The organism is Sagittula sp. NFXS13 (genome assembly GCF_040148795.1).
GTDB lineage: Bacteria > Pseudomonadota > Alphaproteobacteria > Rhodobacterales > Rhodobacteraceae > Sagittula > Sagittula marina.
This window is the reverse complement of sequence record NZ_JAGEMH010000002.1, coordinates 22,637-48,122: the sequence shown is the minus strand read 5'-3', so window position 1 is coordinate 48,122 and position 25,486 is coordinate 22,637. Positions and strand designations below refer to the sequence as shown.

General features: G+C 55.9%; 29 protein-coding genes. 17 read left to right on the top strand and 12 right to left on the bottom strand.

The annotated features are described in order from the left end of the window. Positions 1–7: 7 nt before the first annotated feature. Together secB and J4E08_RS04640 are read right to left on the bottom strand one after the other, a co-directional pair. Complete coding sequence (gene secB / locus J4E08_RS04645; RefSeq protein ID WP_183962298.1) at positions 8–496, bottom strand: protein-export chaperone SecB; 489 nt, start codon at positions 494–496, stop codon at positions 8–10. Between the two features lie 81 nt (positions 497–577). Next, positions 578–1,084: an FxsA family protein gene (locus J4E08_RS04640; RefSeq protein ID WP_349537498.1), complete on the bottom strand. Its 507-nt coding sequence runs from the start codon at positions 1,082–1,084 to the stop codon at positions 578–580. A gap of 132 nt (positions 1,085–1,216) precedes the next feature. Between J4E08_RS04640 and J4E08_RS04635 the strand changes: the two genes are divergently transcribed. Genes J4E08_RS04635 through J4E08_RS04625 form a run of 3 tightly spaced genes read left to right on the top strand, consistent with a single transcriptional unit; the run spans position 1,217 to position 3,506 of the window. Continuing rightward, positions 1,217–1,879, top strand: a complete 663-nt coding sequence (locus J4E08_RS04635; protein WP_349537497.1) for a Tim44/TimA family putative adaptor protein — start codon at positions 1,217–1,219, stop codon at positions 1,877–1,879. A gap of 29 nt (positions 1,880–1,908) precedes the next feature. After that, positions 1,909–2,919, top strand: coding sequence for a murein transglycosylase A (gene mltA / locus J4E08_RS04630; RefSeq protein ID WP_349537496.1), 1,011 nt, complete (start codon positions 1,909–1,911; stop codon positions 2,917–2,919). Next, complete coding sequence (locus J4E08_RS04625; RefSeq protein ID WP_349537495.1) at positions 2,916–3,506, top strand: Smr/MutS family protein; 591 nt, start codon at positions 2,916–2,918, stop codon at positions 3,504–3,506. The genes mltA and J4E08_RS04625 overlap by 4 nt, the downstream gene beginning before the upstream one ends. On the opposite strand, the gene J4E08_RS04620 is transcribed toward J4E08_RS04625, so the two are convergent. Together J4E08_RS04620 and J4E08_RS04615 are read right to left on the bottom strand one after the other, a co-directional pair. Continuing rightward, positions 3,503–4,714, bottom strand: a complete 1,212-nt coding sequence (locus tag J4E08_RS04620; RefSeq protein ID WP_349537494.1) for an MFS transporter — start codon at positions 4,712–4,714, stop codon at positions 3,503–3,505. The two genes, J4E08_RS04625 and J4E08_RS04620, sit on opposite strands and share 4 nt — an antisense overlap. A 70-nt stretch (positions 4,715–4,784) precedes the next feature. Further along, positions 4,785–5,738 carry a polysaccharide biosynthesis/export family protein gene (locus tag J4E08_RS04615; RefSeq protein ID WP_349537969.1) on the bottom strand — a complete coding sequence of 318 codons (954 nt, stop codon included), beginning with the start codon at positions 5,736–5,738 and terminating at the stop codon, positions 4,785–4,787. Between the two features lie 207 nt (positions 5,739–5,945). On the opposite strand from J4E08_RS04615, the gene J4E08_RS04610 reads away from it, so the two are divergent. The 14 genes from J4E08_RS04610 (at position 5,946) to J4E08_RS04545 (ending at position 21,282) form a co-directional block, all read left to right on the top strand. Beyond that, complete coding sequence (locus J4E08_RS04610; protein WP_349537493.1) at positions 5,946–6,845, top strand: NAD-dependent epimerase/dehydratase family protein; 900 nt, start codon at positions 5,946–5,948, stop codon at positions 6,843–6,845. Next, positions 6,842–7,495 carry a sugar transferase gene (locus J4E08_RS04605; RefSeq protein WP_349537492.1) on the top strand — a complete coding sequence of 218 codons (654 nt, stop codon included), beginning with the start codon at positions 6,842–6,844 and terminating at the stop codon, positions 7,493–7,495. Before J4E08_RS04610 ends, J4E08_RS04605 begins: the two co-directional genes overlap by 4 nt. A gap of 90 nt (positions 7,496–7,585) precedes the next feature. Continuing rightward, positions 7,586–8,425, top strand: a complete 840-nt coding sequence (locus tag J4E08_RS04600; RefSeq protein ID WP_183962282.1) for a flagellar motor protein MotB — start codon at positions 7,586–7,588, stop codon at positions 8,423–8,425. A gap of 134 nt (positions 8,426–8,559) precedes the next feature. Then, entirely contained in the window at positions 8,560–9,867 is a 1,308-nt protein-coding gene (locus tag J4E08_RS04595) for a flagellar hook protein FlgE (protein WP_349537491.1), read from the top strand. A 34-nt stretch (positions 9,868–9,901) separates the two neighbouring features. Beyond that, the gene (flgK, locus tag J4E08_RS04590) at positions 9,902–11,350 is read left to right on the top strand and encodes a flagellar hook-associated protein FlgK (protein WP_349537490.1); all 1,449 of its coding nucleotides are present in this window, start codon (positions 9,902–9,904) and stop codon (positions 11,348–11,350) included. Between the two features lie 81 nt (positions 11,351–11,431). Then, the gene (locus J4E08_RS04585) at positions 11,432–12,361 is read left to right on the top strand and encodes a flagellin (RefSeq protein ID WP_349537489.1); all 930 of its coding nucleotides are present in this window, start codon (positions 11,432–11,434) and stop codon (positions 12,359–12,361) included. Further along, complete coding sequence (locus J4E08_RS04580) at positions 12,361–13,467, top strand: flagellar basal body P-ring protein FlgI (RefSeq protein ID WP_349537488.1); 1,107 nt, start codon at positions 12,361–12,363, stop codon at positions 13,465–13,467. Before J4E08_RS04585 ends, J4E08_RS04580 begins: the two co-directional genes overlap by 1 nt. Before the next feature lie 69 nt (positions 13,468–13,536). Then, on the top strand, positions 13,537–14,406 hold the full coding sequence (motA, locus tag J4E08_RS04575) for a flagellar motor stator protein MotA (RefSeq protein WP_183962272.1): 870 nt from the start codon (positions 13,537–13,539) through the stop codon (positions 14,404–14,406). Next, positions 14,403–16,700, top strand: coding sequence for a tetratricopeptide repeat protein (locus J4E08_RS04570; RefSeq protein WP_349537487.1), 2,298 nt, complete (start codon positions 14,403–14,405; stop codon positions 16,698–16,700). Before motA ends, J4E08_RS04570 begins: the two co-directional genes overlap by 4 nt. Continuing rightward, positions 16,697–16,918 carry a hypothetical protein gene (locus J4E08_RS04565; RefSeq protein WP_349537486.1) on the top strand — a complete coding sequence of 74 codons (222 nt, stop codon included), beginning with the start codon at positions 16,697–16,699 and terminating at the stop codon, positions 16,916–16,918. Before J4E08_RS04570 ends, J4E08_RS04565 begins: the two co-directional genes overlap by 4 nt. After that, complete coding sequence (flhA, locus tag J4E08_RS04560; protein WP_349537485.1) at positions 16,915–18,996, top strand: flagellar biosynthesis protein FlhA; 2,082 nt, start codon at positions 16,915–16,917, stop codon at positions 18,994–18,996. The genes J4E08_RS04565 and flhA overlap by 4 nt, the downstream gene beginning before the upstream one ends. Next, positions 18,993–19,760, top strand: coding sequence for a flagellar biosynthetic protein FliR (locus J4E08_RS04555; protein ID WP_349537484.1), 768 nt, complete (start codon positions 18,993–18,995; stop codon positions 19,758–19,760). Before flhA ends, J4E08_RS04555 begins: the two co-directional genes overlap by 4 nt. A gap of 6 nt (positions 19,761–19,766) precedes the next feature. Beyond that, positions 19,767–20,855, top strand: a complete 1,089-nt coding sequence (locus tag J4E08_RS04550; RefSeq protein ID WP_349537483.1) for an EscU/YscU/HrcU family type III secretion system export apparatus switch protein — start codon at positions 19,767–19,769, stop codon at positions 20,853–20,855. Position 20,856: 1 nt separating this feature from the next. Then, entirely contained in the window at positions 20,857–21,282 is a 426-nt protein-coding gene (locus tag J4E08_RS04545; RefSeq protein WP_183962262.1) for a hypothetical protein, read from the top strand. A 15-nt stretch (positions 21,283–21,297) separates the two neighbouring features. Here the strand turns inward: J4E08_RS04545 and J4E08_RS04540 are convergent, their stop codons facing one another. From J4E08_RS04540 to flgC, 8 genes are read right to left on the bottom strand one after another with little or no spacing between them, the layout of a single operon-like run. After that, positions 21,298–21,810 (bottom strand): flagellar basal body-associated FliL family protein, encoded by a 513-nt coding sequence (locus J4E08_RS04540; protein ID WP_183962260.1) that lies wholly within the window; start codon positions 21,808–21,810, stop codon positions 21,298–21,300. 9 nt (positions 21,811–21,819) lie between these two features. Next, complete coding sequence (gene flgH / locus J4E08_RS04535; protein ID WP_349537482.1) at positions 21,820–22,530, bottom strand: flagellar basal body L-ring protein FlgH; 711 nt, start codon at positions 22,528–22,530, stop codon at positions 21,820–21,822. A 26-nt stretch (positions 22,531–22,556) separates the two neighbouring features. Continuing rightward, positions 22,557–22,973 carry a flagellar basal body P-ring formation chaperone FlgA gene (gene flgA, locus J4E08_RS04530; protein ID WP_349537481.1) on the bottom strand — a complete coding sequence of 139 codons (417 nt, stop codon included), beginning with the start codon at positions 22,971–22,973 and terminating at the stop codon, positions 22,557–22,559. After that, on the bottom strand, positions 22,973–23,758 hold the full coding sequence (gene flgG / locus J4E08_RS04525) for a flagellar basal-body rod protein FlgG (RefSeq protein WP_183962254.1): 786 nt from the start codon (positions 23,756–23,758) through the stop codon (positions 22,973–22,975). Before flgG ends, flgA begins: the two co-directional genes overlap by 1 nt. 10 nt (positions 23,759–23,768) lie before the next feature. After that, on the bottom strand, positions 23,769–24,482 hold the full coding sequence (locus tag J4E08_RS04520) for a flagellar hook-basal body complex protein (protein WP_349537480.1): 714 nt from the start codon (positions 24,480–24,482) through the stop codon (positions 23,769–23,771). A gap of 1 nt (position 24,483) precedes the next feature. After that, entirely contained in the window at positions 24,484–24,753 is a 270-nt protein-coding gene (locus tag J4E08_RS04515) for a flagellar biosynthetic protein FliQ (RefSeq protein ID WP_183962250.1), read from the bottom strand. Between the two features lie 4 nt (positions 24,754–24,757). After that, positions 24,758–25,051 (bottom strand): flagellar hook-basal body complex protein FliE, encoded by a 294-nt coding sequence (gene fliE, locus J4E08_RS04510; RefSeq protein WP_349537479.1) that lies wholly within the window; start codon positions 25,049–25,051, stop codon positions 24,758–24,760. A gap of 41 nt (positions 25,052–25,092) precedes the next feature. Beyond that, on the bottom strand, positions 25,093–25,482 hold the full coding sequence (gene flgC / locus J4E08_RS04505; protein WP_183962246.1) for a flagellar basal body rod protein FlgC: 390 nt from the start codon (positions 25,480–25,482) through the stop codon (positions 25,093–25,095). Between the last annotated feature and the right edge of the window lie 4 nt (positions 25,483–25,486).

The window sequence follows — 25,486 nt, the reverse complement described above, 5'->3', positions numbered from 1 at the left end:
GATAGGGTCAGGCGGTTCCGGCGGGCTGCTCGGACGCGCGGCGCTGCAGTTCGGCCCGGTAGAGAGCCAGAAAATCGATCGTCTCCAGGTTCAGCGGCGGGAAGCCACCATCGCGGGTGACGTCCGACACGATGCGACGCACAAAGGGGAACAGCATGCGCGGGCATTCGATCAGCAAGAACGGGTGCATCTGATCTTCGGGCACGTTCTCGACATGAAACACACCCACGTAATCAAGTTCGAGCAGGAACAGAACTTCAGCGTTTGACTTGGACTTCGACTCGACCTTGAGCTTCATCACGACTTCGTACTGATTGTCGGCCGTGCGTTTTTTGGCATCAAGATTAACCTGAACCTGAACGTCGGGTTGAACTTCGCCGGTTACACCCTTTTGCGACAGGATGTTTTCAAACGACATGTCACGAATGAATTGCGCGAGAACGTTCATCTTCGGCGCCTGTTGGGGCGCTTCAGCGCCTCCGTTGGTCTCTGCCATGGATACTCTCCGGTTTAAATATTGTCAGTCTTGGGCATAGCAGGCGGGAAGTCGACGCTCAATGCCTACTGCGACGACGTGTCAATGCCTTGTCCAACCAGACCCGGGATGGTTCGGCGACTTTCCCTTTGGAGCCTCGGTAAACTCTCCGTCGATGACATCCTGCGAGGCCGGCGGCGCGTTGCGTGGATCGTGCGGGCGATGCATCTCTGTCGGTTGCGGCCCCATCTGGAAGCTGCTGACCTTAACGCGCTTGCGTACCCATCCGAAGACAGCAACACGCACCGGTGGTGCAAGCAAGGCAAAGCCCACGGCATCGGTAAAAAAACCTGGCGTCAACAAAAGCGCGCCGGAAATCAGAATCATGGCACCATGCGCCAGCGGTTGGCTGGGATCCTCGAGCTGAGAAAAGCTGCGACGCAAGTCGTTTATGGCACGCGCACCTTGCTGTTTGACCATCCAAGTGCCGAGAATAGCCGTCAAAATAACGATCAGCAAAGTCGGCCACAGACCGATAAGGCCCCCGACCTGAATGAACAGACCGATCTCGATCAGCGGGACCAAAAGAAAGGCCAGAAACAGCCGCATAGGTAAATCCTCCGTTTGCCGTGACTGTCGCCCTGCCGAACCTTCGGGCCGGCTTCTGTGGACTTGTCCAGACACGTCACCTACATAGGTATGCAGAACCGAAATTTCCATCCAATGACCTGCGAGGCCTTGATGCAAAGTACGCTTCTCCAGTTGCTTATTCTGGGCGGTATAGTTGTTTTCCTGGTGCTTCGGCTCCGTAGTGTGCTGGGCACGAGAGAGGGATTCGAACGAACTGACGAGACCCAGGCCACGGCACCGGAGCCGTCCAGTCGCAAAGGCTTCGAAGTCATCGAAGGCGGCCCGGATCATGATATCACCGATCACGTTCCCGAGGGCAGCGATTCCGCCTTGGCACTGGCCGAAATGAAACGGATGGAGCCGAGCTTCTCCGCGACTGAATTTCTCTCCGGTGCCCGCGGCGCATACGAAATGATCCTGATGGGATTTGAGCGCGGCGAAATTGAAGAGCTGAAACCGTTCCTTGCCGACGATGTGTACGAAACCTTCGTCGAAGTCGTCGCCAGCAGAAAGGCTCAAGGTCTGACCATCGAAGCACAATTCGTTGGCGTACGGGATCTTGCGCTGAACGAGGCGACTTTCGACGCGGCGACCAACACCGCCGAGATCACTGTGCGCCATGTGGGTGAACTGACCTCTGTCGTCAAAGACGCGACTGGTGAAGTGATCGAAGGCTCGCCGACGGCTGTGAAACGGCAAAAGGATATTTGGACCTACGCCCGTGTCATGGGCAGCTCCGATCCGAACTGGCAATTGGTCGCAACGGACGAATGATCCGTCTGGTCCTCGCGCTCTGTCTGGCCATGGGACCCATGCCCGGATCGGCGCAGGACGCGCCGGACGTCAGCTACGCGGTGCTGGGGTTCGAGGATTTGAATGGCTGGGACAGCGACGACCACGCCCAGGCATTGGAGGTGTTCCGCAACACCTGTCGGGACTTCGACGATCCCGACTGGCGGGCCCTGTGTCGCGTTGCCGACGAGGCCGGCAATGCCAGAGACTTCTTCGAGTTGTTTTTCCGCCCCGTTCAGATCAGCGACGGCACCGGAGAGGCGCTGTTCACGGGGTATTTTGAGCCCGAACTCAGGGGGTCTCCTGTTCCGACGGCGCGCTATCGATACCCGATCTACAAAATGCCCGAGGAGGCGCGGAACAATCGTCCCTGGCTGACGCGTCGTTCTATCCTGACGTCCGGCGTGATGAAAAACCGCGGACTGGAGATTGCTTGGGTTGATGACCCTGTTGAGCTCTTTTTCCTTCAAATACAAGGCTCTGGCCGTGTGCGTTTCCCCGACGGACACAGCATCCGGGTCGGCTATGGGGGATTTAATGGGCATACATATCGTTCCATAGGGCAAGAACTTGTGCGCCGCGGTATCTTCAATATGCACCAGGTTTCGGCCCAAGTGATTGGCAATTGGGTCCGGAGCAACCCATCCGCGGGGGAGGAGCTGTTGTATCACAACGACGGCTACGTTTTCTTTCGTGAAGTCAGCGAAGTGCCGTCGGAACGCGGACCATTGGGTGCCATGAATAGGTCGATTACGGCCATGCGGTCAGTGGCTGTAGATCCAAGATTTACGCCGCTTGGCGCGCCGGTCTGGATCGAAAAAGGGGGGCGCAGCCCTTTGAAACGGTTGATGATCGCGCAGGACACTGGATCGGCCATCAAGGGTGCGCAACGTGCGGATATTTTCATCGGTACAGGTTCGAGAGCCGGTAGGATCGCTGGCAAAATCAAAGATCCCGGCCGTATGATCGTGTTGATGCCGATCCAACGGGCGTACGCCTTGCTTCCGGACTGGATTGAATGACCCGCCGTCGGAAACTACACCCCGAGGAGATGGACCTCTGGAAACAGGTGACCCGCAGTACGGAACCTTTGCCAGATAAGCTGAAGTCGCATCCTGCGCCGACTGTCGATCCGGCGATGTCGCGCCCGTCAGAGCGCAAGGATGCGCCTTTGCAGTCGTTTGATCTGGGTGAGAAAGTTTCCCGAACTGAAACCCACGTCTTTCCCCGAACGACGGCGGATCGCTTGCACAATGCGCCTGTGCGGATGGACAGCAAGGCCTATCAGCGGCTGAAGCGTGGGAAGCTTAAACCCGATGCGCGTATCGATCTGCATGGCATGACGCTCGATCAAGCGCATCCCACATTGAATCGCTTTATCATGGGCGCACAGGCCAAGGGTCACAGGCTGGTGCTTGTGATCACTGGTAAGGGTGCTCCGCAAGATCCCTACGATCCTGCGCCGCGCCGGAGGGGTGTTCTGAAACAGCAGGTGCCGCTTTGGATGACGATGGCGCCCCTGTCCTCTGCGATTTTGCAGGTCTCGGAAGCGCATCTGAAGCACGGCGGATCAGGGGCTTACTACGTATATCTGCGTCGCGGGCGCTAAAGCATCCGGGCCGCGCGACGCACCCCTATGATCATGCACACCGTGGCAAACACGAAAAATGCGGCCACGCCAATGTACTGCGTTTCGATCCCGATGCCTGCATCGATCAAGACACCGGTTATGCCCGGTCCCAGAGCAGAGCCCAGAACCATGACCGCAGCGGCCATTGCCTTGATCGCGCCAAGGCTGCGGGTGCCATAGAACTCGGCCCAAAAAGCATTCGGCAAAGTTTGGTTGGCACCAGCGCTGATGGCGAGGAACATCAGACCAAGAAGTGCGGAAAACAGGCTTTGTCCTAACGCGAAAAGCACAAAGGCCGCCACCATCGGCAGTTGATACCAAGGCAGCAAACGAGCCGTGCCAAAGCGATCCAGCAGGCTACCGGAGAGCATCATCGCAGAGACAGCGGCGAGTGTGTACAGCGGGAAAAGCGCAACAAGCTCCAGGTGCGACCAGCCTTTGATCTCGGCAAAATGCACCTGTTGGAAAAAGAACGCCGTGTTGAATGCGCTTGGTCCCAGTAGGGCAGGGATCATGAACCAGAATAGAAAATGACGCAGCATTTCAGGCCGTCGCCAGTGCCGACCGAGCATCCCGGTGGCGTGATCCGTTTCCGCATGACTTTGCGGTGTGCGTTCTTGTTTCAGCAAACGGACCAAGACGGGGATCGCCAACAATGCTACAACCGCTGCCCCGACCCATAAGAACCGCCAGTCGACGAAGACCATTAGCGCCACGAAGGCCAGTGGCAAGATCGCCTCGCCGATGGAAAAGCCGAGCGTTGCCACGGACAGCGCCTTGCCCCGTGTGGCCACGAACCAACGCCCCATGGACACCACTGCGATATGGCTCGTCATGCCTTGGCCGGTAAACCGCAGTGCGAAGATCACCACGGGAAGCAGTGCTGCCCACATGTTAAACGCCATGAACAGGCAGGCTGCGGAGAGCATCGCCAGAACGATCCCGCCGATAACGCGCGTGCGGAAAATGTCGGTCAAACCGCCAGCCCAGATCATCACGGCGGCTGAAACGCTTGTGCCGATGGTGTAGGTCAGCCCCCAATCGCCATGGCTGAGGCCAAAGCTCTCGCGGATTTCACCGGCAAAGATTGAGATGAAAAAAGTTTGACCGAAGCTCGACAGGAATGTGAGTAGGATGCCCGCCGCCAGCCACTGCGCATTGTCGAGAAAAAAGCGAAAAAGGTTCATGGCATGTGGATGCGTCGGTCATGCAAAATGCGCAAGACCGGAATGCAGGCCCATGCACAAAACCTACTGATCAGTTTGACATGGCACCAGCCTGAGCCGTTACGCCAAGAAGTGACCCGATCAGACCAAAAATCGTGCGTGCGCTGGTGACAGGGCTTTCTGTTGCCAGCAGCGTATCATCCGGCTGAACCTCGAATTGGCGAGCTGCAAAGAGACCGTCGGCACTGGTCAGATCAAAGGTAAAGACAACTTGTTGTTTTTGAGGGCCTTTTCCGATCTGGTGCGCTGCGTATTCCCGCAGGACCAGCACGCCTTGGGGATCGGCGCGATTGTCTGAGATCCCACCCATGAGCGACATCGCCTCTATTGCGTTGAGCCGATCCTTGGGGAAATAGATCATGTTTTCGATGCCAGCGGCGCCCAGTGCGGTAAAGCTGCGGTCATCTTCCTCCACAACCACGCTGTCACGCGGCCACATCAGGGCATTGCGCGACCCGTCGGCGAACAGCTCTTTGGCAGAAATGACATAGGTGTTCGACCCGCGCAGCAGTCGTACGTGCGGGTTGCGCATAGAGGCGGGGATACCGCCGGCATCCGCCAAGACGTTCAAGATTTTGTAGTTGCGCGAGGGCATTGGATAGGCCCCTGGATTGACCACACCGCTCACCATATCCACTGCATGGTCTCTTCCCTGGGTCAGGCTCACCTGTACCTGCGCCGAAGGAATGATGGGCTCCAGACGGCTTTGAATGCGCGAGCGTGCGTCGGACGGACTAAGGCCGCGAACGCCTATCTTGTTGATATAGGGCAGGAAAACCGATCCATGCGCGTCGACCTCAAGCCCCTCGATCTTGGTGAAGTTCTGGCCGGGATTGGTCAGAAGAGAATTTTCCCGGCTATCCCAGATCGTCACGTCCAGCAGGTCTCCGGTGCGAATAATCGAAGAGGTGCTTCCGGACGACGTGTTGGGCCAATGAACAGATTTGTTTCCTCCTGTTTTGGGCCATGTCGCGATAGCAGGCATATTGGCCCGCGTGACCTGAACCACCTGAAAGGTCGGTTGCTCGGTATTCTGTTCTCTAACAACCTCTGATTGGAGGGCGGCCCCACGTGGAAGGCTGCACGCAGAGAGCGCAAGTGTCAGAACGATCATGGGTAAAAGACGCAGCTTCAAACTCACGCCGATCCCCCGAGCGGTGATTGAGTTCTTCTGCATACCCTGTTTACGTCGATGCACTTCATTGGCTTTCTACATCAAACAAGAGAGGCGATCAGCGTGTCACGCGTATGCTTAAAAGAGTGTAAAGTTTTGCTTGGCGCCTCGGGAAAGGTTGGCCGTATGGTCCGCACGCTTATGCAGGGAGACGGCTCCGGTTTGATTTGCCTCGGCCGTTCAGGCGCGCCGGGCGTCATGAAATGGACAGATATCGAGACGCAAAATTTTCAGGGTGTTCAAGCGGTTCTGGCTTTTTGGGGCGTGACGTCTGGCGACGATAGACAACTGTCCAGGAATGCAGAACTGGCGATCAAGGCGCAGGAGCTTGCCGTCACGCTTGGCGCGGAATTGGTGGTGCACTGCTCCAGCGTTGCGGTTTACGGCGCGCAGGCGAAGGTGTTGACGGAGGACACTTCCCTGCGTCCGGCGAACGCCTATGGCCAGGCCAAATCTGACATGGAGAAAGCTTTGGCAGATTGGCAGGCATCCCATCCGGGCGGGCCGAGGACAATCGTGCTGCGTTTGGCAAATATCGCCGGAGCAGACAGCTTGTTTGGTAATCTGGTTCCGGGCGGTACCGTGAGGTTGCACAGTTTCCCCGATGGGCGAGGGCCGTGCCGAAGCTACATTTCCCCCGTTGATTTAGTCACTGTTTTGGGCCGTTTGAGTTCGTCCGCGGAGATATCCGGGACTTTCAATTTGGGTGCGCCGGTGGCGACAGATATGGCAGATATCGTGCGTGCCGCAGGGGCCAAAATTGAGTGGGAAAGAGCACCGAGAGATGCGATTCAGGAAGTTACCGTCGACATGACACAGCTTGTCTCGCATCTGCCTGGCCTGTCTCTGGCTCATGACGCAACGACGCTTGTCTCGGACGTTCACGCGGCGGGTGGATGGTCGGAGAGCAGTTTGTGAGCGGTCGGGACCGAATTGCCGGGCTGACGCGCGTCCTCGATGTGGTCTATGCAATTGGGCTAGGGATCTTGCTTTCGCCGTTGATCCTCTTTGTTGCGCTGGTTGTCTGGCGGCGCGAGGGCACACCAATCCTCTTCAAAAGCGAACGGATGCACGCGGTTGATCAGCCTTTTTTGCTGTGGAAGTTTCGCACGATGGAACCTGTGACGCAGGACCAGGGCGTGTCCGGCGGAGACAAAGCTGCACGGATAACGCCGACGGGCAAATGGCTGCGGAGAACACGGCTTGATGAGCTGCCTCAGCTTTGGAATATCCTCCGGGGCGATGTGGGTTTCGTCGGGCCTCGCCCTCCTTTGCGGCGTTATGTGGAGATGTTTCCAGAGCTTTACGCCGATGTGCTTCGGGAGCGGCCCGGCGTGACCGGACTTGCAAGCATGATCTACCATGGTCATGAGGAACGCCTCCTGAGCAAAACCGAAACGGCCGCCGAGACGGAACAGGTCTATTGCCGCCGTTGCATCCCGACGAAGGCGCGGCTGGACTTGATATATGCCCGTCGGCGCACGCCTTGCACGGATATGCGGCTTATGTTTGCAACGGTTTTCCGGCGGGTATCGATGCATGACCGTCGTCCGGTAACGAAGCGTTAACCGACATTTTAACTGCGCATTTTTATTTATTAAGCCGAAGGTAAGCTGCGACCGCTAGACCTGCCCTTGGTGGGAGAAAAGGTGAGTGGGATGGCGAGCAACAATGAGCTGGCCCCGATCATCATCAAGCGCAAGAAGGTCGTCGGGGGTGAAGGCCACCATGGCGGCGCGTGGAAAGTAGCATATGCGGACTTCGTGACCGCTATGATGGCTTTCTTTTTGTTGATGTGGCTGCTGAACGCGACGACGGACAAGCAGCGTAAGGGGATTGCAGATTACTTTACACCGACTATTGCGATAGCTCGGCTATCAGGCGGTGGGGACGGATCTCTCGGAGGAGATTCCGTCTTTTCGGAAAATACGCTGCCACGGATGGGGACAGGCGCGACCAGTCTGAACGCAGCCTCGATACGTGGTGATACAACAACGGATTCCGAAGGCAAAAGTGACGAGGAGTCCGCCGAGGCAAATGAGCAGTTCAAGGAGGTCGAAGACATGCTCATGGGCCGGGGCGGTGAAAGTATGGTCGCCGACGAACTGATGCAGCACATCGTCACCCGTGTCACGGATGAAGGCCTGGTGATTGAGCTGTTCGAGACAGAGACGGCGCCGCTGTTCACGGGGGCGGCTACGCCGACCCCCCTGCTCGAAGATCTTGCGGTTGTTTTGGCGCGCGCGTCCGAGATTGTGACAAACGCCATGGCCATCGAAGGACATACAGCGGCCTATCCCTTGGTTCTGGCCGAGGATCCGTCGTGGAATGTTTCCGCGCTAAGGGCATCTGTTTTCCGAGAATTGCTGACGGGTGACGGGCTGGACCGAAAAAGAGTCCAGCGCCTGACCTCGCACGGCGATAGAGAACCCTCACATGCGAACCCAATGAATGTTCGTAACAATCGGATTGAGGTGGTATTTCTGAGAGACATTTGATCCGGAGCTGACCCGGGCAAAGAACCGGGTTTCGTGGGGAAGAATTGATCGGATTTTAGCTGTTAGCCGGGCGTTAAACCCGTTGGCCTTACTAGTTGTCTCGAAATTTGAACGAGACAGCAGAAAGGCGTGTCATGACAATCTCATCATCCCTCAACGCAGGCGTATCAGGACTGGCGGCCAACGCCAACCGCTTGGCCACCATCTCTGACAACATCGCCAACTCCTCCACGCGGGGATACAAACGCGTGGAGACAGAGTTTGCGGCAATGGTGACGGCCGGGCGAGGTGGTACTTACACAGCGGGCGGTGTGCGCACCACGACCAATCGACTGGTGTCTGAAAACGGCGCGCTTGTGTCGACAAACAACCCTACTGACCTTGCGATCAGAGGTTCAGGTTTCTTGCCTGTAGCGCAGGCGACGGAAGTGCTTGCGGGGAACGGGAACCAGCAAATGTACTTGACGACGACAGGCTCGTTTCGCCTGGACGCTGATGGATATTTGCGTAGTGAATCTGGACTGATGCTCATGGGCTGGGCGGCCAATGCAGATGGTACCATTCCGACCAACGCGAGGGACACCTCTGCAAGCCTTGAACCGATTCGAGTTGCTTTAAATCAATACCTTAGCGAGCCAACGACTTCCGTCACTCTGGGTGTGAACTTGCCTGCGACGGAAACCACGGCAGGGGCAAGTGGCGACTCGCTTGAACTTCCGGTGGAGTATTTTGACAATTTGGGCCGGTCTGAATCGTTGACAGTCAGCTTCACGCCGACTGTCGCTGCCTCCGGATCTTCGAACGAATGGACGATGGTCATTAGCGATTCAGCGAGCGGCGGCGCAGTCATAGGTGATTACACGGTAACCTTCGACGACACGCCCGCCGCCGGTGGGACACTCTCCAGTGTGAGCGCACCGCTGACCACCGGCGGCACGTACGTTCCGGCAACCGGGTCGGTCATCGTGAGCGCAGCGGGTGGCCCCATCGAATTGACAATCGGCCAACTCTTTACAAACGGCGGTTTAACCCAGCGCTCGGACAGCTTCGCACCGTTGAACATTGCAAAGGATGGTTCTCCTGCCGGGCATATCTCCTCGGTGGAGATAGATGAAACCGGCCAGGTGTTCGCACACTCCGACACAGGGATCAGCGCGTTGATTTATCAGGTTCCCCTGGTCGATGTGCCGAACCCGAACGGTATGATTGCCTTGAACGATCAGATTTACCAGCCGTCCCAGGAAAGCGGCAGGTTCTTTCTGTGGGATGCGGGTGATGGGTCTACAGGCCAGATCGTGCCCTATGCCCGGGAGGAATCCACCACCGACGTAGCTGGGGAACTTACTGACATGATCCAGACTCAGCGCGCGTATTCTTCGAACGCCAAGGTCATTCAGACAGTCGACGAGATGTTGCAGGAAACCACCAACATCAAGCGCTGACGCCAACTCATAGCTAAAGCAAGGAGGGCAAAAAATGTCCCTGTCGAGTGCTTTGAACAATGCCTTTACAGGCTTGAAAGCGAATACGCGCGCAGCTGGCGTCGTTTCGTCCAACATTTCGAACGCATCAAACGAGGCCTATGGCCGCCGCGAACTCGGGCTTTCCGCGCTGAGCGCGGGAAACCTCGGGGGAGTCAACGTAGCCTCGGTGATACGGCACTCCGATCCCGCTTTGCTGGCGGATCGCATGGTGTCCGATGCGCGGCTTGCCTACAGCAATGACATGTTCACCTTTGCTCAGCGATTGGAAGACATGGTTGGGGAGTCAGGAACAGCGGGGTCCCTGACAGATCGCGTCACCGCATTCGAAAATGCGCTGTTGTCAGCGGCCTCCAACCCATCGTCGACCCAGAGGCTGGAACTGGTGGCCACCAATGCTCGAGATCTGGCCACCACTTTCAACGAACTATCCAAAGAAGTGCAGGTCTCCCGGCAGTCAGCGGACACGGCAATTTCCCTTCAGGTCCGGGATTTGAACGACGCTGTATCGCGGCTGAAGGATATTAACGAGGTTATCGTCAAGGCAAAGGCCACAGGCACGGAAACGGCATCTATCCTTGATGAGCGCCAGGCCATCCTAAATCAGATATCGGACATTGTTCCGCTGCGTATTGTCGAAAGAGATAAAGGCGAAATTTCTCTTTTTACGCGAAACGGCGCAACACTTTTGGATGGCATGGCTTTTGAGGTTGGCTTCTCCACCACAGGAGCAATTGATGCGAGCACCACTTTTGCCAATGGATCACTGAAAGGTCTGACGCTGAATGGTAAGGCTGTTTCTGCGGCAGACGGCGGTATGTTTGCAGGAGGCAGCCTTGCGTCAAAGTTCGCCATTCGTGACGAGGCCGGAGTTTTGCGGCAATCCGAACTGGACGGCATGGCACGCGATCTGATCGAACGACTTGGTCCCGGTGGGCCGGATACGACCTTGGCCGCAACCGACCCAGGCTTTTTCACTGACAATGGGGTGGCTTTCGTCGCGGCAAGCGAGGCAGGTATCGCCGGTCGTATCTCTTTGAACGCTATGATCGAACCTGCGTCGGGGGGCTCATGGCGCATTCGCGATGGTCTTGGCGCGGCCACGATGGGCGAGGTGGGCGATGCAAGCCTGATCAAGGGCATTGCCGACATCCTTGGCGAGCAGATTGCGCCAAGTTCCGGGGCGCTGTCTCCGGTCGCACGCAGCTTTGTAGATCATGTGTCTCAATTCTCTTCTGCCATGGTTGGCGAGCGAGTCCGCTCGGAAAATGCCTTTATCTTCCAAACCGCGCAAAACACCACGCTGAAAGAAATGGAATTATCCAAAGGCGTCGATACAGATCAGGAGCTTCAAAAACTGCTTCAGGTTGAGCAGTATTACACCGCAAATGCCAAGGTCATCTCAACGGTAGATAGCCTCTTTGAGCGTCTGCTGTCAATTTAAGGGGGAATTGAAATGGAAGTTGTTGGTGATATGTCCCGCGTTCTTGTTTTGCGCACGAACCAAGTAAAATTGCGGGAAGAAATGGATAAGCTCGCGGTCGAAGTGGCCACGGGCTTTGTAAGAGATGCAGGGCAACATCTGAAAGGCGACTTGACGGGGCTGCAGGCGATTGACCGCTCCCTTTCCCGGCTTGAGGCATATTCTGTCAACACCACAGAGGCCACCTTTCTTACTGGTTCGATGCAGGTCACCTTGGGCGAGATCCAAAGCCGCTCCGAAACTATTTCGCAAACTCTGATCTCCGCGGAGCTAACGCCCAACGGGTCACTATTGGCCACCATGTCAGAAGACGCCGAAAATGCGCTGAGCCAGACCCTGAACGGTCTGAACCGCAATGTTGCCGGGCGGTTCTTGTTTTCTGGCACAGCCACGGATCGTCGCGCGGTTGAAGGCGTGGATGATGTGTTGACCGATGTGCGAACGGCCTTGATCGGGGCAACCTCAGTCGCAGATGTCGAAACTGTGCTAGACACATTTTTTGGCGCCGGTGGGACTTATGAGACGACCACTTATCAAGGCTCCAACACAGCGCTGTCACCCATGCAGCTGAGCGAGACTGAATCGATTAATGTCGATATTCGCGCCACCGATCCTGTGTTTCGCGAGGTTCTCAAGCCCTTGATCATGGCGGCACTGGCCACCGATGTCGCGCTTGGGTTTTCGCAGGATGTCCAGGTCGAGATGATGGCAAAAGCTGGTCGTGATCTATTGGGCGCTCAGGAAGGTCTCGTGGAGCTGCGGGCTGGCCTTGGCGCCTTGGAGGCGCGAGTCGAAGACGCAGACGCGCGCAATTCAGCAGAAATAACCGCAACCAGCATGGCACGGCTCGATCTGGTAGGGGCTGATCAATACGAATCCGCCTCACGATACGAGAACATTCGGTCCCAGCTGGAAAGCCTTTACGCGATCACGGTCCGGTCACAACGCCTATCGCTAGCGGAGTTCCTCTAATGATCAATGTCCTCGGTATGCTTCTGGCTTGCCTTACGCTGCTCGCGTCACCCGTCGCGGCGCAATCCGTCCGTATAAAGGATTTGGTAGAGGTCGATGGCGTTCGATCCAACGATCTGGTGGGTTACGGCCTCGTGGTCGGCCTGAATGGCACGGGCGACGGGTTGCGGAATTCGCCGTTTACCGAGGAAATCATGCAGAACATCCTCGAACGGCTTGGCGTGAACGTCACAGGCGAACAGTTCCGTCCACGAAATGTGGCTGCGGTCCTGGTCACGGGCCGCTTGCCAGCCTTTGCGCGGACTGGGGGGCAGATCGACGTCACGGTGTCGGCCATTGGTGATGCAGGTAGTTTGCTGGGTGGGACGCTCATTATGACGCCGCTCAATGCAGCGGATGGACAGATCTACGCCGTTGCTCAGGGGACTGTGATTGCAGGAGGCGCCGCAGCGGAGGGCGACGGCGCTCGGGTCGTGCAGGGCGTGCCGACCTCCGGTGTGATCCCCTCGGGTGCGCGGGTTGAGCGGGAAGTTCCGTTCGATTTCACGAGCCTAACCACTTTACGCCTTGCGCTACGAGAGCCAGATTTCACCACGGCGGCGCGGATCGAAGCGGTCATCAACCGATCCCTTGGACGACGCGCGGCAACGATGCTGGATGCCGGCACGATTACGTTGGATCTGGCGCGGGCTGGAACCGGCTCGCCTGCCCGCACGATCGTTTCGATTGAAAACCTGGCAGTGGAGCCACAACGTCGCGCGCGGGTCGTGGTCGATCAACGCTCTGGCACAATTGTCATGGGCGCGGATGTAAGAATTTCGCGGGTGGCCGTGTCGCAAGGTGGCCTGACGCTCCGGATCGAAGAAGCCCCTATTGTGATTCAGCCAAATCCCTTTGCTGAAGGGGAAACGGTCGTCGTGCCGCGCACCGGCGCCGCCATCGAAGAGGAGCCAGGCATTGGTTTAGCCGAAGTGCCCACCGGCACGAACCTATCGGAGGTGATCGCAGGTCTCAATGCGTTGGGCGTCGCGCCGCGCGACATGATCGACATCCTCAAAAGCATCAAGGCTGCTGGGGCGTTACATGCCGATTTCGTCGTGATGTGAAGTTGAAACAGAGGGTTTCTTAACGGCTCACTGTCAGTCTGGACCTGGTTATGGATCGGGAGAGCGAGAATGCTCGGAATTATTGGTTTAGTCGTCTTGTTCGCCATGGTGTTCGGCGGCTATCTCGCCGCTGGCGGCAAGATGGGTATCATCCTCAAAGCTATGCCATTTGAATTCATGATGATCGGTGGGGCAGCAGCAGGTGCCTTCATGATCAGCAATGACGGCGCTACCGTGAAACATACGCTCAAGGACCTGAGTAAGGTCTTTAAAGGGGCCAAATGGAAGCATGAGGACTATCGAGATCTGTTGTGCCTGCTGTTTGAGCTAATCCGTCTGGCACGGCAAAATCCGGTCGCCATCGAAGAGCATATCGAAACACCATCTGAATCTACAATATTCGGTAAATATCCAAAGATCTCGGCGGACAAGTATGCGCTTGAGTTGATTTGCGATACGATGCGCTCCGTTTCCATGAATTACGACGACCCGCATCAAGTCGAAGAGGTCTTGGATAAACGCCTTGATGGTATGGCTCATCATTCACAACATTCGAGTCACGCCCTGCAGTCCATGGCTGACGCTCTGCCAGCCTTGGGAATTGTCGCTGCGGTATTGGGCGTGATCAAAACGATGGCCTCTATCGACCAGCCGCCGGAGGTCCTCGGTAAACTGATCGGTGGCGCCCTTGTGGGAACGTTTCTGGGCGTTTTTTTAGCCTACGGAATTGTCGGCCCCTTTGCGACAAAGGTCAAAGCCGTTGCTGAGGAAGACATGCACTTCTATCACCTCATCCGTGAGGTTCTGGTGGCCAACCTACACAATCATGCAACCAACATATGCATCGAAGTAGGTCGCCAAAATACGCCTGGACACTTCCGACCCAGCTTTGAAGATCTTGAAGAAGCTTTGAAATCGGTGAAGCAGGAGGCAGCATGAGGCGCCTGATTATCGCTCTATTAATTTCGTTCATTCCTTCGTCTATTTTGGCGCAAGAGGTTATTGTACGCACGGGTGAGCATGGGGATTTCACTCGTCTCGTCATGCGCATACCTGCCGGCGCGGATTGGTCCATAAAAGCAGATCCAGCTAAAGACAAAATGATCGTTGAGCTGAGGGGGCAGGATGCTGAATTCGACCTTAGTGCAGCGTTTCAACGTATAGATCGATCCCGGATCTCTGAACTTACTCGGACGGCAAGTGGTGTACTTGAAATTGAACTCGGCTGCGCTTGCGGTGCCGAAACGTTCGTGGCGGATGGGAATCTACTGGTTATCGATGTGAGACCGGGTATCTCTATGCCTGAGAATAGCGGTTCAATAGTTGCTACCAATGAGCCAAATTCACCTCCACCCTCTGCGCCGCAGGTAACGAACCGAGAAGACGCGCCGTTGCTCTCGGATTTAGGGCGCGTTCGCGTCGGAGCCTCGCCCGGTGTCGGCCCATTGAAACAGCCGGATCCTCTTTTGCCCAGGTTGCCGACGAGGATGTCTGTTGATGCGGAGATGAAAGAAAATAAGCCTGAACTGCCAATAAGCACCTCCGTGCGGGTTGGCGGGCAAATTGCCGAAGATCTCGCCGCCGCTGCGACGGCCGGGCTTCTTACGCCGGCTGTTAGGACGGTACCTGATCCGCTTGGTTCGACATCCGCAGAGCAAGTAGATCGTTCCATTGCGGCTGAATCGGCTTCGACCGCTGACTTGGCCATGCAGATCGTCGAAGGTCTCGCTGGCGCAGATCGATCGGGATTATCTAGCAGCCGGGTAAGTTTGGGAGGAGAGAATTGTATATCCGATGGAAAGCTCGAATTGGCGAACTGGGTCGATCCAGATACTGATGCAGCGACGGCTTTTGCTGAATGGCGAAGTGATCTGTTCGGAGAGTTTGACAAGATAAATCCAAAAAAAATGAATGGTTATGCGCGCGCGTTGATCCACTTTGGTTTTGGTGCAGAAGCACGTCAGGTTCTCGACATGAACCCTGATGTTGCAGACCAAACCTTGGTTTCACTCAGCTTTCTTGTCGATGGTGAAAATGACCCAACGGGCATATTTAGCGGACAAATGGAATGTTTGGGCGCTGCTTCTCTTTGGTCTGTTTTGGCTGACTCGCGGCTAGGCGCAGAAGATAATTTCGATCAAAAAGCTGTCCTTCGGGCTTTCGAAAACCTTCCAAGTCACCTCAAAAGACACCTTGGTCCCATTCTGGCTCAAAAATTTGAAGCAGCCAGTTACTCTGATAGCGCCAAGGAAGTTTATCGTCGCCTTGAACGCTCTTTGGGTGCGGAAACCCCCTCAATTTCCTTGGGACGCGCGCAGATCGACCTCGCAGCCGGGAACCTGAACGCGGCCGAACAGAGGTTAAAACCTTTATCAGAGCAAGGAAGCCCGGAGACACCTGAGGCAATTGTTGCGCGAGTTAGAATTGCTGAGGCAAAAGAAGAGAAACTGCCAGAACGGATCTTGGATCTTGCTGAAGCATATTCGAACGAGCTACGCGATAGCGCAGAAGGTGTCGATCTTTGGCAGGCACATTTGCGGGGGCTTCTTTTGAATGGAGCCTTTGAACAAGCTTTTGGGGTATTGCAGCAGGGAAAATCAATCCCACGGGATGTGATGACTGATATGAATGAAGTGGCGGTGGGTTATCTAGTTGAAAAATCAGAGGACATCACTTTTCTTAAGCTGGTCGTCCCGATGCAAGTAGTAGCGAACGCAGCCCCTTTGCGTGATCGGACGCTTCTGGATATTGCAGATCGTTTGGTGAAAATCGGAATGCCTGAACCAGCGTTGTCCTATTTAGATCAAATTACCAACCCAGAAAGTGACCGTGCAGTTCGCTTGATTCGTGCAGCGGCCTTGCTCGACATAGATCAGCCGGCGGAAGCCGAAATACACTTGGTCGGCCTGAAGGGGGAGGACGTTTTTAAGTTGCGGGCGGAAGCTCGGCGTAAAATGGGCGACCACACGTTTGCAGGTGAAATTTATGAGCAACTGGGAGAAGAGGCTGACGCAACAACACAGGCGTGGCTTTCCGGAGATTGGGAGCATGTGGCGGATGACTCTAATAGCGCGTTCTCAGAATCGGCACGTCTTTTGCAAACAGCTCAGCCAGCGCTCGATTTAGCAATTCCAACTTTGGCCGAAGTTGAAACGTTGACTGATCAAAGCTCTAGTTCTTTGAATACATTGCGGACGTTGCTCGATGCCACGCGAATTGAGTCCGGAAATTGATTTTCCTTACTAATTTTAAAGACGTTAGCCATAATTTTAAAGATCTGCAACCTAAGCGAGGCCAAGAAATGGCGACTCACCAACCAGAATGGTTCATTTTAAAAAATATTTATCGAGAAAATAGCTTATTGGGCGGTGTTGTGGAAATAACGGTACCCTTTGGCTATACAGAGGCTCTTGTTTGTTTCATGCGTTTTAAACAAGGGGGGATGAGATGAAGTTTCGAGCTTCAGAGCTTTTTAGACCTACTGTTCTGATGGCTTTGGCTTTGATGGCCATCATCGTCATGATGATCTTACCAATGCCATCTTGGGTGCTCGACATAGGATTAGCGGCGTCTTTTGGTCTCGCTATCCTCATTTTCACGGTCACTCTTTTCATTGAACGCCCGCTGGACTTCTCGGCTTTTCCAACGATCCTGCTCACGTCTTTGATGCTACGCCTGTCTCTGAATGTCAGTTCGACAAAACTAATTATCGGCGAGGGTCATACCGGTACTCATGCTGCGGGCGAAGTTATACAGGGGTTCGCAAACTTCGTCATGGGAGGCAGCGTGTTTCTCGGCCTAGTTGTGTTCGGCGTGCTGATGATTGTGAACTTTGCAGTTATTACAAAGGGTTCAGCCCGGATGGCCGAGGTTTCGGCGCGTTTTGCTCTAGATGCAATGCCTGGTAAACAGCTTGCCATTGATGCTGATATGTCTGCGGGCGCCATCGACCATGCGGAGGCCAAAGCCCGCCGTGAACAAGAACAACAGGAAACGACATTCTTCGGGTCTTTGGATGGTGCGTCTAAGTTCGTTAAAGGGGACGCCGTTGCTGGTCTGCTGATCACTTTGCTGAATCTTGTAATGGGTGTCGTTATGGGCATCGCCGTGCATGACATGGCCGTCGGAGACGCGCTCGAAACCTATTCTATTCTCACGGTCGGTGACGGTCTGGTTTCGCAGATTCCAGCTGTAATCATCTCGATAGCCTCCGGTCTATTGTTGGCGCGTGGCGGTGCAACAGGGGCGACAGATCTTGCAGTAGTTGGTCAGCTTGGAAAACATCCTTCAGCGCTGGCGACGGTTGCAATTCTCATGGTTTTGTTTGCGCTCGTCCCCGGACTGCCGTTCATTCCATTCATCATTGGAGGAGGTCTTCTTGGTTGGATGGCATGGCGACGCGCAACGCGTCCAGCCGAGCCTGAGGCCTCTGAGATGATCGAAGATGAAGTCGAGGAGCCTGCCCACCAGCGTATGGGAGACGTGCTGGACCTCGACGACATACACGTCGAATTTGCGCCCGACTTGGTGAACATGGTTCTGGACCCTGGCACCGGCTTGGACATCCGGATATCCAACATGCGCACGCATATTGCATCCAATTTCGGCCTCATTTTACCTGAAATTCGCCTGACCGATGCGCCGTCCTTGCCGACCGGGACTTATGTTGTTCGAATTCATGGTGTCGAAATGGCCCGGGGCGAACTCAACCCAGATATGGTTATGGCTTTGCTTCCGGATGCGAAGGATTCCCTACCCAGCGGACGTGACGTGACTGAGCCAGTGTACGGTGCGCCCGCGCGCTGGATCAGGCCGGAGGAACAAGATCGGGCCGCCATCACGGGAGCTACGATCGTGACGCCGACCGAAGTTCTTGCGACTCATCTTCTTGAAGTCATTCGTCGCAACTTTGGGCGCCTGTTGTCGCTCAAGACCTTGCGGCGACAGTTGGATGAGATGGTCACGTTGACTAACGCAAACCGGGCCGAGGCAAACCGACGCCTGCTTGATGAGCTGATCCCTGAGAAGGTTCAGATCGATACGTTGCTGCAAGTCTTGCGTTTGTTGCTTGACGAACAGGTTTCGATCCGAAATTTGCCTTTGATTTTGGAAACTATCGCCGAAATGCGTGGTCAACAGACCCAGCCAGAGGCGATTTGTGAACATGTGCGCCAGCGTCTGGGTTTCCAGTTGGTGGCCGGAATGCGGCGCGACGATGGCACCATCCCGTTGGTCCAGCTCTCGCCAGAATGGGAGGAAACATTTCAAGCCTATCAAGTGGAAAGTAACCACGGCGCGTTGGACGTTGCCTTGCCTCCGGATCGGTTTGAGTCTTTGACAACAGGATTGGCCAACACCATTGGTGACGCGGGCAACCGCGGCGTGTTCCCTGCTGTGGTAACCTCCGCACGGAGACGTCGATTCTTGCGCACAGTCATGGTGGCCAAAGGGCTGACTAATCCGGTGCTCTCCTTTGAAGAAATTGGTTTGGAGGCACGTCCCTCCCTTGTAGGAGTGGTGGCGGCTTGATTGATGTCACGTCTCTCCAATCGCTTATCGCCGAGCCATTGTGGATCGCTTTTGCGGTTTTCCTCAGAATTGTGGCGGCGGTAAATGTCTTGCCAGTCTTTGGTGAGCAGATCCTGTCGGTTCGGATCAAATTGGTGCTCGCCTTAATGCTGACCCTGGTTATCCTGCCGACTGTCGCGCCGACATTGTCGGTGCCGCCCGCAGGCTTGAACGGGTTTCTGAGACTAATGGCGACAGAGACTTTGTCTGGGCTTTTTCTCGGCCTGATGCTGCGGATGTTCATCTTTGCTATCCAAACAGCGGGGGCGATAGCGGCCCAGTCGACATCATTGTCTCAACTCCTCGGGCAGTCTGGCATGGATCCCCTTCCTGCCATCGGTCACATCTTGACCATGGGGGCCTTGGCCTTGCTCATGACCACCGGATATCACATCAAGGCGGCAAGTTTTCTTGCTCTATCATATGAAATTCTTCCAATCATGGAATTTCCAAACCCATCATCGATTGCAGAGGCAGGACGGGCGCAGGTCGGTCGCAGCTTTGCGCTCGCTTTCACCTTGGCGGCGCCATTTGTGATTTTGTCAGTGATCTACAATCTAACGCTCGGCGCTATTAATAAAGCAATGCCACAGCTGATGGTCGCATTCGTTGGTGCACCTGTGATTACCTTCGGGGCCATTGCAACGCTATTAGTGGCCTCACCCTTCATGCTTGCGGCTTGGTTGACCGCACTTGAAGGGTTCTTAGCCGCGCCGTTCAGGTAGTGCGCGATGGCTGATCAGGACGAAGCATCTGAAAAAAGTCACGAGCCTTCTCAACGAAAGCTCGATCAGCAGCGGAAGAAGGGTGAGATTCCGCGCGCCACGGACCTCAATACAGCCATGGGGTATTTGGGGCTTCTGATTTGTGGTTTGTCTGTAGGAGGCTACAGCCTATCCACCTTCGCGAATGGAGTTCTACCACTCCTGGAACAACCAGATCGTATGGTTGATATATATTTACGAGACGGAGGATCTGCGCTTATCGGCGCATTGCTGTTTTCAGCCTTCGTACCTGTTCTGCCGCTTTTTTTGACGCCAGCGATATTCGTTTTGCTGACCCTATTCGCAATGCAGGGATTCACCTTTTCAGGCTCAAAGTTGCAGCCGAAAGGATCACGCATCAATCCTATCGAAAATGCCAAGAACAAGTTTGGCCGCAAGGGGCTGTTTGAGTTTTTCAAGAGTTTTGTCAAACTCGCAGTATATTCCATCTTGCTCACCTTGTTTTTGCGCAATCAGTTGGACGCAATTATCGGAACAATTTTCGGTACGCCTGGTGAGGCAGTTCTGGTGATGACCGACCTTATGCTTCGCTTTTTGACGGTGGTAGTGTTGATAGCTATGGTCATCGGCGGAATAGATGCGTTTTGGCAGCATGCGGAACACATTCGCAAAAATCGTATGTCTTTTAAAGAAATGAAAGATGAGCACAAGGAATCCGAAGGCGATCCGCACATGAAGCAACATCGTCGGATGCGCGCCCAGGAGCTGGCGATGAACCAGATGCTCCGTGACGTGCCCGACGCTGACGTGGTTATCGTCAATCCCACCCACTATGCGGTTGCTCTCAAATGGAGCCGCCTTAACGGGACGGCCCCAACGTGCGTGGCAAAAGGCACCGATCATGTCGCTGCGCGTATCCGCGAGTCGGCAAGCGACGCTGGTGTGCCAATCCACTCGGATCCGCCCACAGCACGCGCACTTTTCGCGACAACTGAAATCGGCAACGAAATCCCGACCGAGCATTATCGTTCGGTCGCAGCGGCGATCCGCTTTGCGGATAGCATGCGGATGAAGGCGCGCAACGCTCGGAGGTAGGATGACGAAGTACACTGAACTGGCGAGTATTACCCGCATTATGCTTGAGAAAGATCTGGATCAGCATCGAAAAAGTCTGGACCAAAGTCGTCAGATTGCAGGGGAATTGGCCCAAATTGATGCCATGCGTGCCGCAGCACAAGCGGATGCAGGCGCGATCAGTGCTCGCCAAATGTTGGGGGCCGACACGTTGTGGCAGGGGTGGCTGCTGCGAAAGCGGGCTGATATCCAGCGGCGTGCAGCGCAAGCCCGGGCGCAGGAGATGCAGACTTTGGCTGTTGCACGGGTCGCATTCTCTAGAACTCAGGCGGCTGAAAACCTCGTGGAGCAGGCCCGCACGGAAAACCTCCGCAAGCGGCAACTTGCGGAGGCAGATACAATTGACGCTTTGGGTCAGTTGCGGCGGATGGTGGATTCCGACCAGTAAAGCGGCATTGCGCGCTCAGGTGTCTTGGCGCGCAATTTCCGTAATGAGCACATCCGCAACATCTTTTCCCAGCACGGCGCGGGCCGCATCCACCAGAGACCTGCGCAGGATGTCCATTCGGTCACTTTTGGTAAATGAACCTTCGAACCCACCGATATTTGCGTGGTCGAACATGACCTGTAGGAAAACGTCGCGGAGTTTAGGTTCCCGCGAGTAGACAGCCTCTGTTGTGCCAGTGCGCACTTCAAGGCTCAAAGAGGCCACGACCATAGCCTGCACACGCTCTGTCCCCATGATGGGGATAATGAATTGATTGCTCATCTTCACGAACTCGGTTTGCGTAGGGGCATCGACGTCCACTGCCTCTTCTCCGTCGACGGTTTCATGATGAACCTCGCCATCTGGTGGCACACATTCGACAGCTGCCAGGTCCTCTGGCGCGGGCGATGGCTTGAGCATGATGCCGGCACCGATACCGGCACCAGTTCCGATCAAGGCCAAAAGAATAGGCAGAAGTTTTTTGATCATGCGGTGTCCTCAGAAAGGGAGAATCGCATCCAGCACTTGCTGGCCGATCCGGGGTTGCTGGACGTCGGTGATCTGACCACGCCCACCGTACGAAATTCGCGCTGAGGCGATTTTGTCATAGGTGATTTCGTTTTGGCGGGAGATATCTTCTGGCCGCACGTAGCCGGACACCAGAAGTTCACGCAACTCAAAGTTAACGCGGACCTCTTGACTGCCTTCGATCGACAAAACGCCGTTCGGCAGAACGTCGAGAACGGTTGCAGCTATGCGGAGAGTCAGGCTTTCGCTGCGGCGCACTGATCCTGTGCCATTTGAAGAGGCGGAACTGTCTATGCTCACGGCACTGTCGAGGCTCGCACCATCGGTGATGCCTTGGTTTATTCTTTCCGGATAGCCAAAAAGATCAGGGATGGCCAAAGATTCAGATCCGCCGCGTGAGCGCGCTGTCGTGTTCTGGATCTCTGCGCTGTCATCGATAGAAATCACCACGGTCAGGATATCGCCACGTTTCATGGCGCGGCGATCACCGAGCAATGAGGTTTGCCCGCTGGTCCAGAGCGAGGCCTCGTCCGTGTTTCGTGCGGGCGGGGACGCATCTGGAATGCCTGACGCGATCATGGCCACCCGCTCCGGGCTTTGGGTTTGTGGCGTAAAATCCGGTTCCTTGCCGATGTGGTTGACCCGCTCGCAGGCCGTCAGAGAGCAGATGATGCCGATCATACCAATGGTGCGCAGCATATGGATCCTCATTGCGCCACGAGGACAGTCCCGTCCTCGGCGATTGTGCCGAACAGGGTTGTTCGGGAGCTGACATTCATAACACGGATGCGGTCGCCAACAGCCCCACGGCCAAGCGCGCGCCCTTCCGTTGCAATCCGCAATCCGCCTTGATTATAGATAATCTCCACGACCTGATTGCGGTCGATAACAGCAGGCTCTGCCACTGTGCCGACCATCAGGGCACGACCAGGGTACACGGCATAGAGTGCTTCCAGCCCGATGACCTTTTCCAGCGAATCGTAGGCTCCGGGAACCTGTGCCGGATCCAACCGCACTGCATCGGCCGAGATGATCTGCTGTGCACGAATAGTGCGTGTCGCGACCACGGTTTCGGCCTGTGCGGCAGAGCAGAAGCAGAGGAAAAAAGCCAACGGCAGTCGCATCAGCGCACCTGTGTCGTGGCGCCAAGCATCTGATCCGCCGCCGAAATGACTTTGGAATTCAGCTCATACCCGCGCTGCGCTTCGATCAGATCGGTGATTTCTTTGACGGCATCCACGGAGCTGTCTTCAAGATATCCCTGTCGCAATGTGCCCAGGCCATCGAGACCGGGCGTTGACTGCAGCGCGGGACCGGAGGCTTCGGTTTCCACAAAGAGGTTCGAACCAATCGCTTCCAGACCTTTGGCGTTGCTGAAGCCTGACAAGGAGAATTGCCCCAGCAATTGCGCCTGCGCCGCGCCAGCGAAATATGCATAGACCTCGCCGTCAGCGTTAACGGAAATTCGGGTCGCATCGTCGGGAATCGTGATCTCGGGAGATACAGCGTAGCCATCCGATGTGACGATCAGACCTTCGCCTGTGCGTTTCAGCCCTCCGTCACGCGTATAGGCAAGCTGGCCAGAGGGAAGGGTAACTTCGAGATAACCGTTGCCTTCAATTGCCACGTCGAGGTCACCCCCCGTGGCGGAGAGCGAGCCTTGCGACAGTTGCACGGTGACAGAAGCCGGTCGAACGCCAAGGCCAAGTTGCACACCGGTCGGCAGCACGGTGCCGTTGGAGGCGCTGACCGTCCCGGCGCGGGCAAGTTGTTGATAATGCAGGTCCGCAAACTCCGCTCGCCGAGCGTTGTAGCCGGTGGTGGACATGTTTGCGAGGTTGTTCGATATGACCTCGACCCGCATTTGTTGGGCGCTCATGCCGGTGGCGGCAATCTTGAGTGCGCGCATGGTACTGCTCCTATTTCACGAATGCTTTGAGGGCATCTCTGATGCGTTGATCTTCACGTTCCGAAAAGCTCTGGCCCAGTTCGTAGGCCCGCTGCACCTCGACCATGCGAGCCATCTGCAAGATGGGATCGACGTTGGAGGCCTCGGTAAATCCTTGCATGACGCGGGGATTTTCGACTGGTTCAAATCCTGCTTCGGCATTGAACAACTGGCTGCCCTCTCGAACCATCGAAAGGGAATCAATCGGTTGGACCACGCCGACCTGTCCGATGGGGCGGCCTTCTGAGCTGATTGTGCCGTCTTGGGACACAGCAAGTTGCACGCCGCCCGGTGGTACAAAGATCGGTGCTCCGCCCGCGTCGAGCACGGGGTAGCCGTCAGAGTTCACCAGCGTCCCTTCTGCGCTGGGCGAAAACGCCCCCGCGCGGGTCAGTCGCTCACCATTTGGCGTGCCGACGAGGAAGAATCCGTCGCCCTCAACGGCAAGATCGTACATGCCTCCTGTGGGTTCCAATTCGCCTTGGATAAAGGACGTGTTGTGGATGCGTCCCTGCGCCATGGAGATGGAGTTCACATCGTCGCCGGACGTAATGTACTCTGAAAAGATCACACCCTCTTGCCGAAAGCCTGTGGTATTGGCGTTTGCGATGTTGTTCGCGATAACTTGCATTTCGCGCAGCAAGCCAGATTGGCGCGCCAACGCGGTGTAGCCGGCGGTTTCCATGTCAGCCTCCTGTTATGATGGGAATAATGCGTTCCTGAAAGAAGCCGATGAGCGTGTTTGTCATAAAGCTCATCGACATCCAGAACACGGCCACGATGGCCATCAGCTTTGGCACGAAGGTCAGCGTCATTTCCTGGATTGATGTCAGCGCCTGCAACAGACCGATGCCAACACCGGCAATCAAGGCCGCTGCCAGGATCGGGGTGGAGGTAACAGCTGCCACCCAGAGCCCCATTCGCAACGTGTCAAAGAAGATGGCTTCGTTCATCATGGCGTTAGACCGGCATCCGCAGGATTTCCTGGTAGGCCTCCACGACCTTGTCGCGTACGGCGACAACGGTCTCAACGGCCAGTTCGGATTGGGCCAACGCTTCGACAAGCGCATGCGGATCGGCATCACCGGTCATGGCTTGTTGTGCGATCTGTTCCGCCTGATCCATCTGGCCGACGAAATCTTGCGTAACGCGCGCAAATTCCTCCTCCAGGGGTGTGGCTTTGGTGGGGTCCGGCACCATGGCCGGCTTGGAAGCCGCGTATTTCTGCGCAGCATAAAGCGATCGGACGTCCATTCTGGTCTCCTTTCACGGTGGTTAAGGTTAAGTGGGGGGCTTTAGCGCCGCAGCAGATCCATCAGTGACGTGGACATCTGCCGGGTTTGGTCGAACATTTTAAGATTGGCTTCGTAAGAACGCTGGGCTTCGCGGGCATCTGCGATCTCGATCATCAGATCGACGCTCGATCCCTTGTAGTTGCCCGTTGCATCGGCAAGCGGATGGTCTGGATCGTAGATATCCGGCAGCTCGGTGCGCGACAGGTTCACATCGCCGGGAGCAACGGTCGACAAGCCACCGTCATTGCGTTGCATGTCAAACGACATTGTCTTGCGCCGATACCCAGGCGTGTCGACGTTGGCGATGTTTTCAGACACCACGCGCAGGCGCGCGGCTTGGCTTTTGAGTCCGCCGGTGGTGACGGACAGGGCGTCAGAGAATGCGCTCATGACG

What these genes read in the sequence shown, in the direction of transcription:
- secB (WP_183962298.1), bottom strand. Translation starts at nt 496, where the DNA reads ATGGCAGAGACCAACGGAGGCGCTGAAGCGCCCCAACAGGCGCCGAAG.
- J4E08_RS04640 (WP_349537498.1), bottom strand. Translation starts at nt 1,084, where the DNA reads ATGCGGCTGTTTCTGGCCTTTCTTTTGGTCCCGCTGATCGAGATCGGT.
- J4E08_RS04635 (WP_349537497.1), top strand. Translation starts at nt 1,217, where the DNA reads ATGCAAAGTACGCTTCTCCAGTTGCTTATTCTGGGCGGTATAGTTGTT.
- mltA (WP_349537496.1), top strand. Translation starts at nt 1,909, where the DNA reads ATGGGACCCATGCCCGGATCGGCGCAGGACGCGCCGGACGTCAGCTAC.
- J4E08_RS04625 (WP_349537495.1), top strand. Translation starts at nt 2,916, where the DNA reads ATGACCCGCCGTCGGAAACTACACCCCGAGGAGATGGACCTCTGGAAA.
- J4E08_RS04620 (WP_349537494.1), bottom strand. Translation starts at nt 4,714, where the DNA reads ATGAACCTTTTTCGCTTTTTTCTCGACAATGCGCAGTGGCTGGCGGCG.
- J4E08_RS04615 (WP_349537969.1), bottom strand. Translation starts at nt 5,738, where the DNA reads ATGCCTGCTATCGCGACATGGCCCAAAACAGGAGGAAACAAATCTGTT.
- J4E08_RS04610 (WP_349537493.1), top strand. Translation starts at nt 5,946, where the DNA reads ATGCACTTCATTGGCTTTCTACATCAAACAAGAGAGGCGATCAGCGTG.
- J4E08_RS04600 (WP_183962282.1), top strand. Translation starts at nt 7,586, where the DNA reads ATGGCGAGCAACAATGAGCTGGCCCCGATCATCATCAAGCGCAAGAAG.
- J4E08_RS04595 (WP_349537491.1), top strand. Translation starts at nt 8,560, where the DNA reads ATGACAATCTCATCATCCCTCAACGCAGGCGTATCAGGACTGGCGGCC.
- flgK (WP_349537490.1), top strand. Translation starts at nt 9,902, where the DNA reads ATGTCCCTGTCGAGTGCTTTGAACAATGCCTTTACAGGCTTGAAAGCG.
- J4E08_RS04585 (WP_349537489.1), top strand. Translation starts at nt 11,432, where the DNA reads ATGGATAAGCTCGCGGTCGAAGTGGCCACGGGCTTTGTAAGAGATGCA.
- J4E08_RS04580 (WP_349537488.1), top strand. Translation starts at nt 12,361, where the DNA reads ATGATCAATGTCCTCGGTATGCTTCTGGCTTGCCTTACGCTGCTCGCG.
- motA (WP_183962272.1), top strand. Translation starts at nt 13,537, where the DNA reads ATGCTCGGAATTATTGGTTTAGTCGTCTTGTTCGCCATGGTGTTCGGC.
- J4E08_RS04570 (WP_349537487.1), top strand. Translation starts at nt 14,403, where the DNA reads ATGAGGCGCCTGATTATCGCTCTATTAATTTCGTTCATTCCTTCGTCT.
- flhA (WP_349537485.1), top strand. Translation starts at nt 16,915, where the DNA reads ATGAAGTTTCGAGCTTCAGAGCTTTTTAGACCTACTGTTCTGATGGCT.
- J4E08_RS04550 (WP_349537483.1), top strand. Translation starts at nt 19,767, where the DNA reads ATGGCTGATCAGGACGAAGCATCTGAAAAAAGTCACGAGCCTTCTCAA.
- J4E08_RS04545 (WP_183962262.1), top strand. Translation starts at nt 20,857, where the DNA reads ATGACGAAGTACACTGAACTGGCGAGTATTACCCGCATTATGCTTGAG.
- J4E08_RS04540 (WP_183962260.1), bottom strand. Translation starts at nt 21,810, where the DNA reads ATGATCAAAAAACTTCTGCCTATTCTTTTGGCCTTGATCGGAACTGGT.
- flgH (WP_349537482.1), bottom strand. Translation starts at nt 22,530, where the DNA reads ATGATCGGCATCATCTGCTCTCTGACGGCCTGCGAGCGGGTCAACCAC.
- flgA (WP_349537481.1), bottom strand. Translation starts at nt 22,973, where the DNA reads ATGCGACTGCCGTTGGCTTTTTTCCTCTGCTTCTGCTCTGCCGCACAG.
- flgG (WP_183962254.1), bottom strand. Translation starts at nt 23,758, where the DNA reads ATGCGCGCACTCAAGATTGCCGCCACCGGCATGAGCGCCCAACAAATG.
- J4E08_RS04520 (WP_349537480.1), bottom strand. Translation starts at nt 24,482, where the DNA reads ATGGAAACCGCCGGCTACACCGCGTTGGCGCGCCAATCTGGCTTGCTG.
- J4E08_RS04515 (WP_183962250.1), bottom strand. Translation starts at nt 24,753, where the DNA reads ATGATGAACGAAGCCATCTTCTTTGACACGTTGCGAATGGGGCTCTGG.
- fliE (WP_349537479.1), bottom strand. Translation starts at nt 25,051, where the DNA reads ATGGACGTCCGATCGCTTTATGCTGCGCAGAAATACGCGGCTTCCAAG.
- flgC (WP_183962246.1), bottom strand. Translation starts at nt 25,482, where the DNA reads ATGAGCGCATTCTCTGACGCCCTGTCCGTCACCACCGGCGGACTCAAA.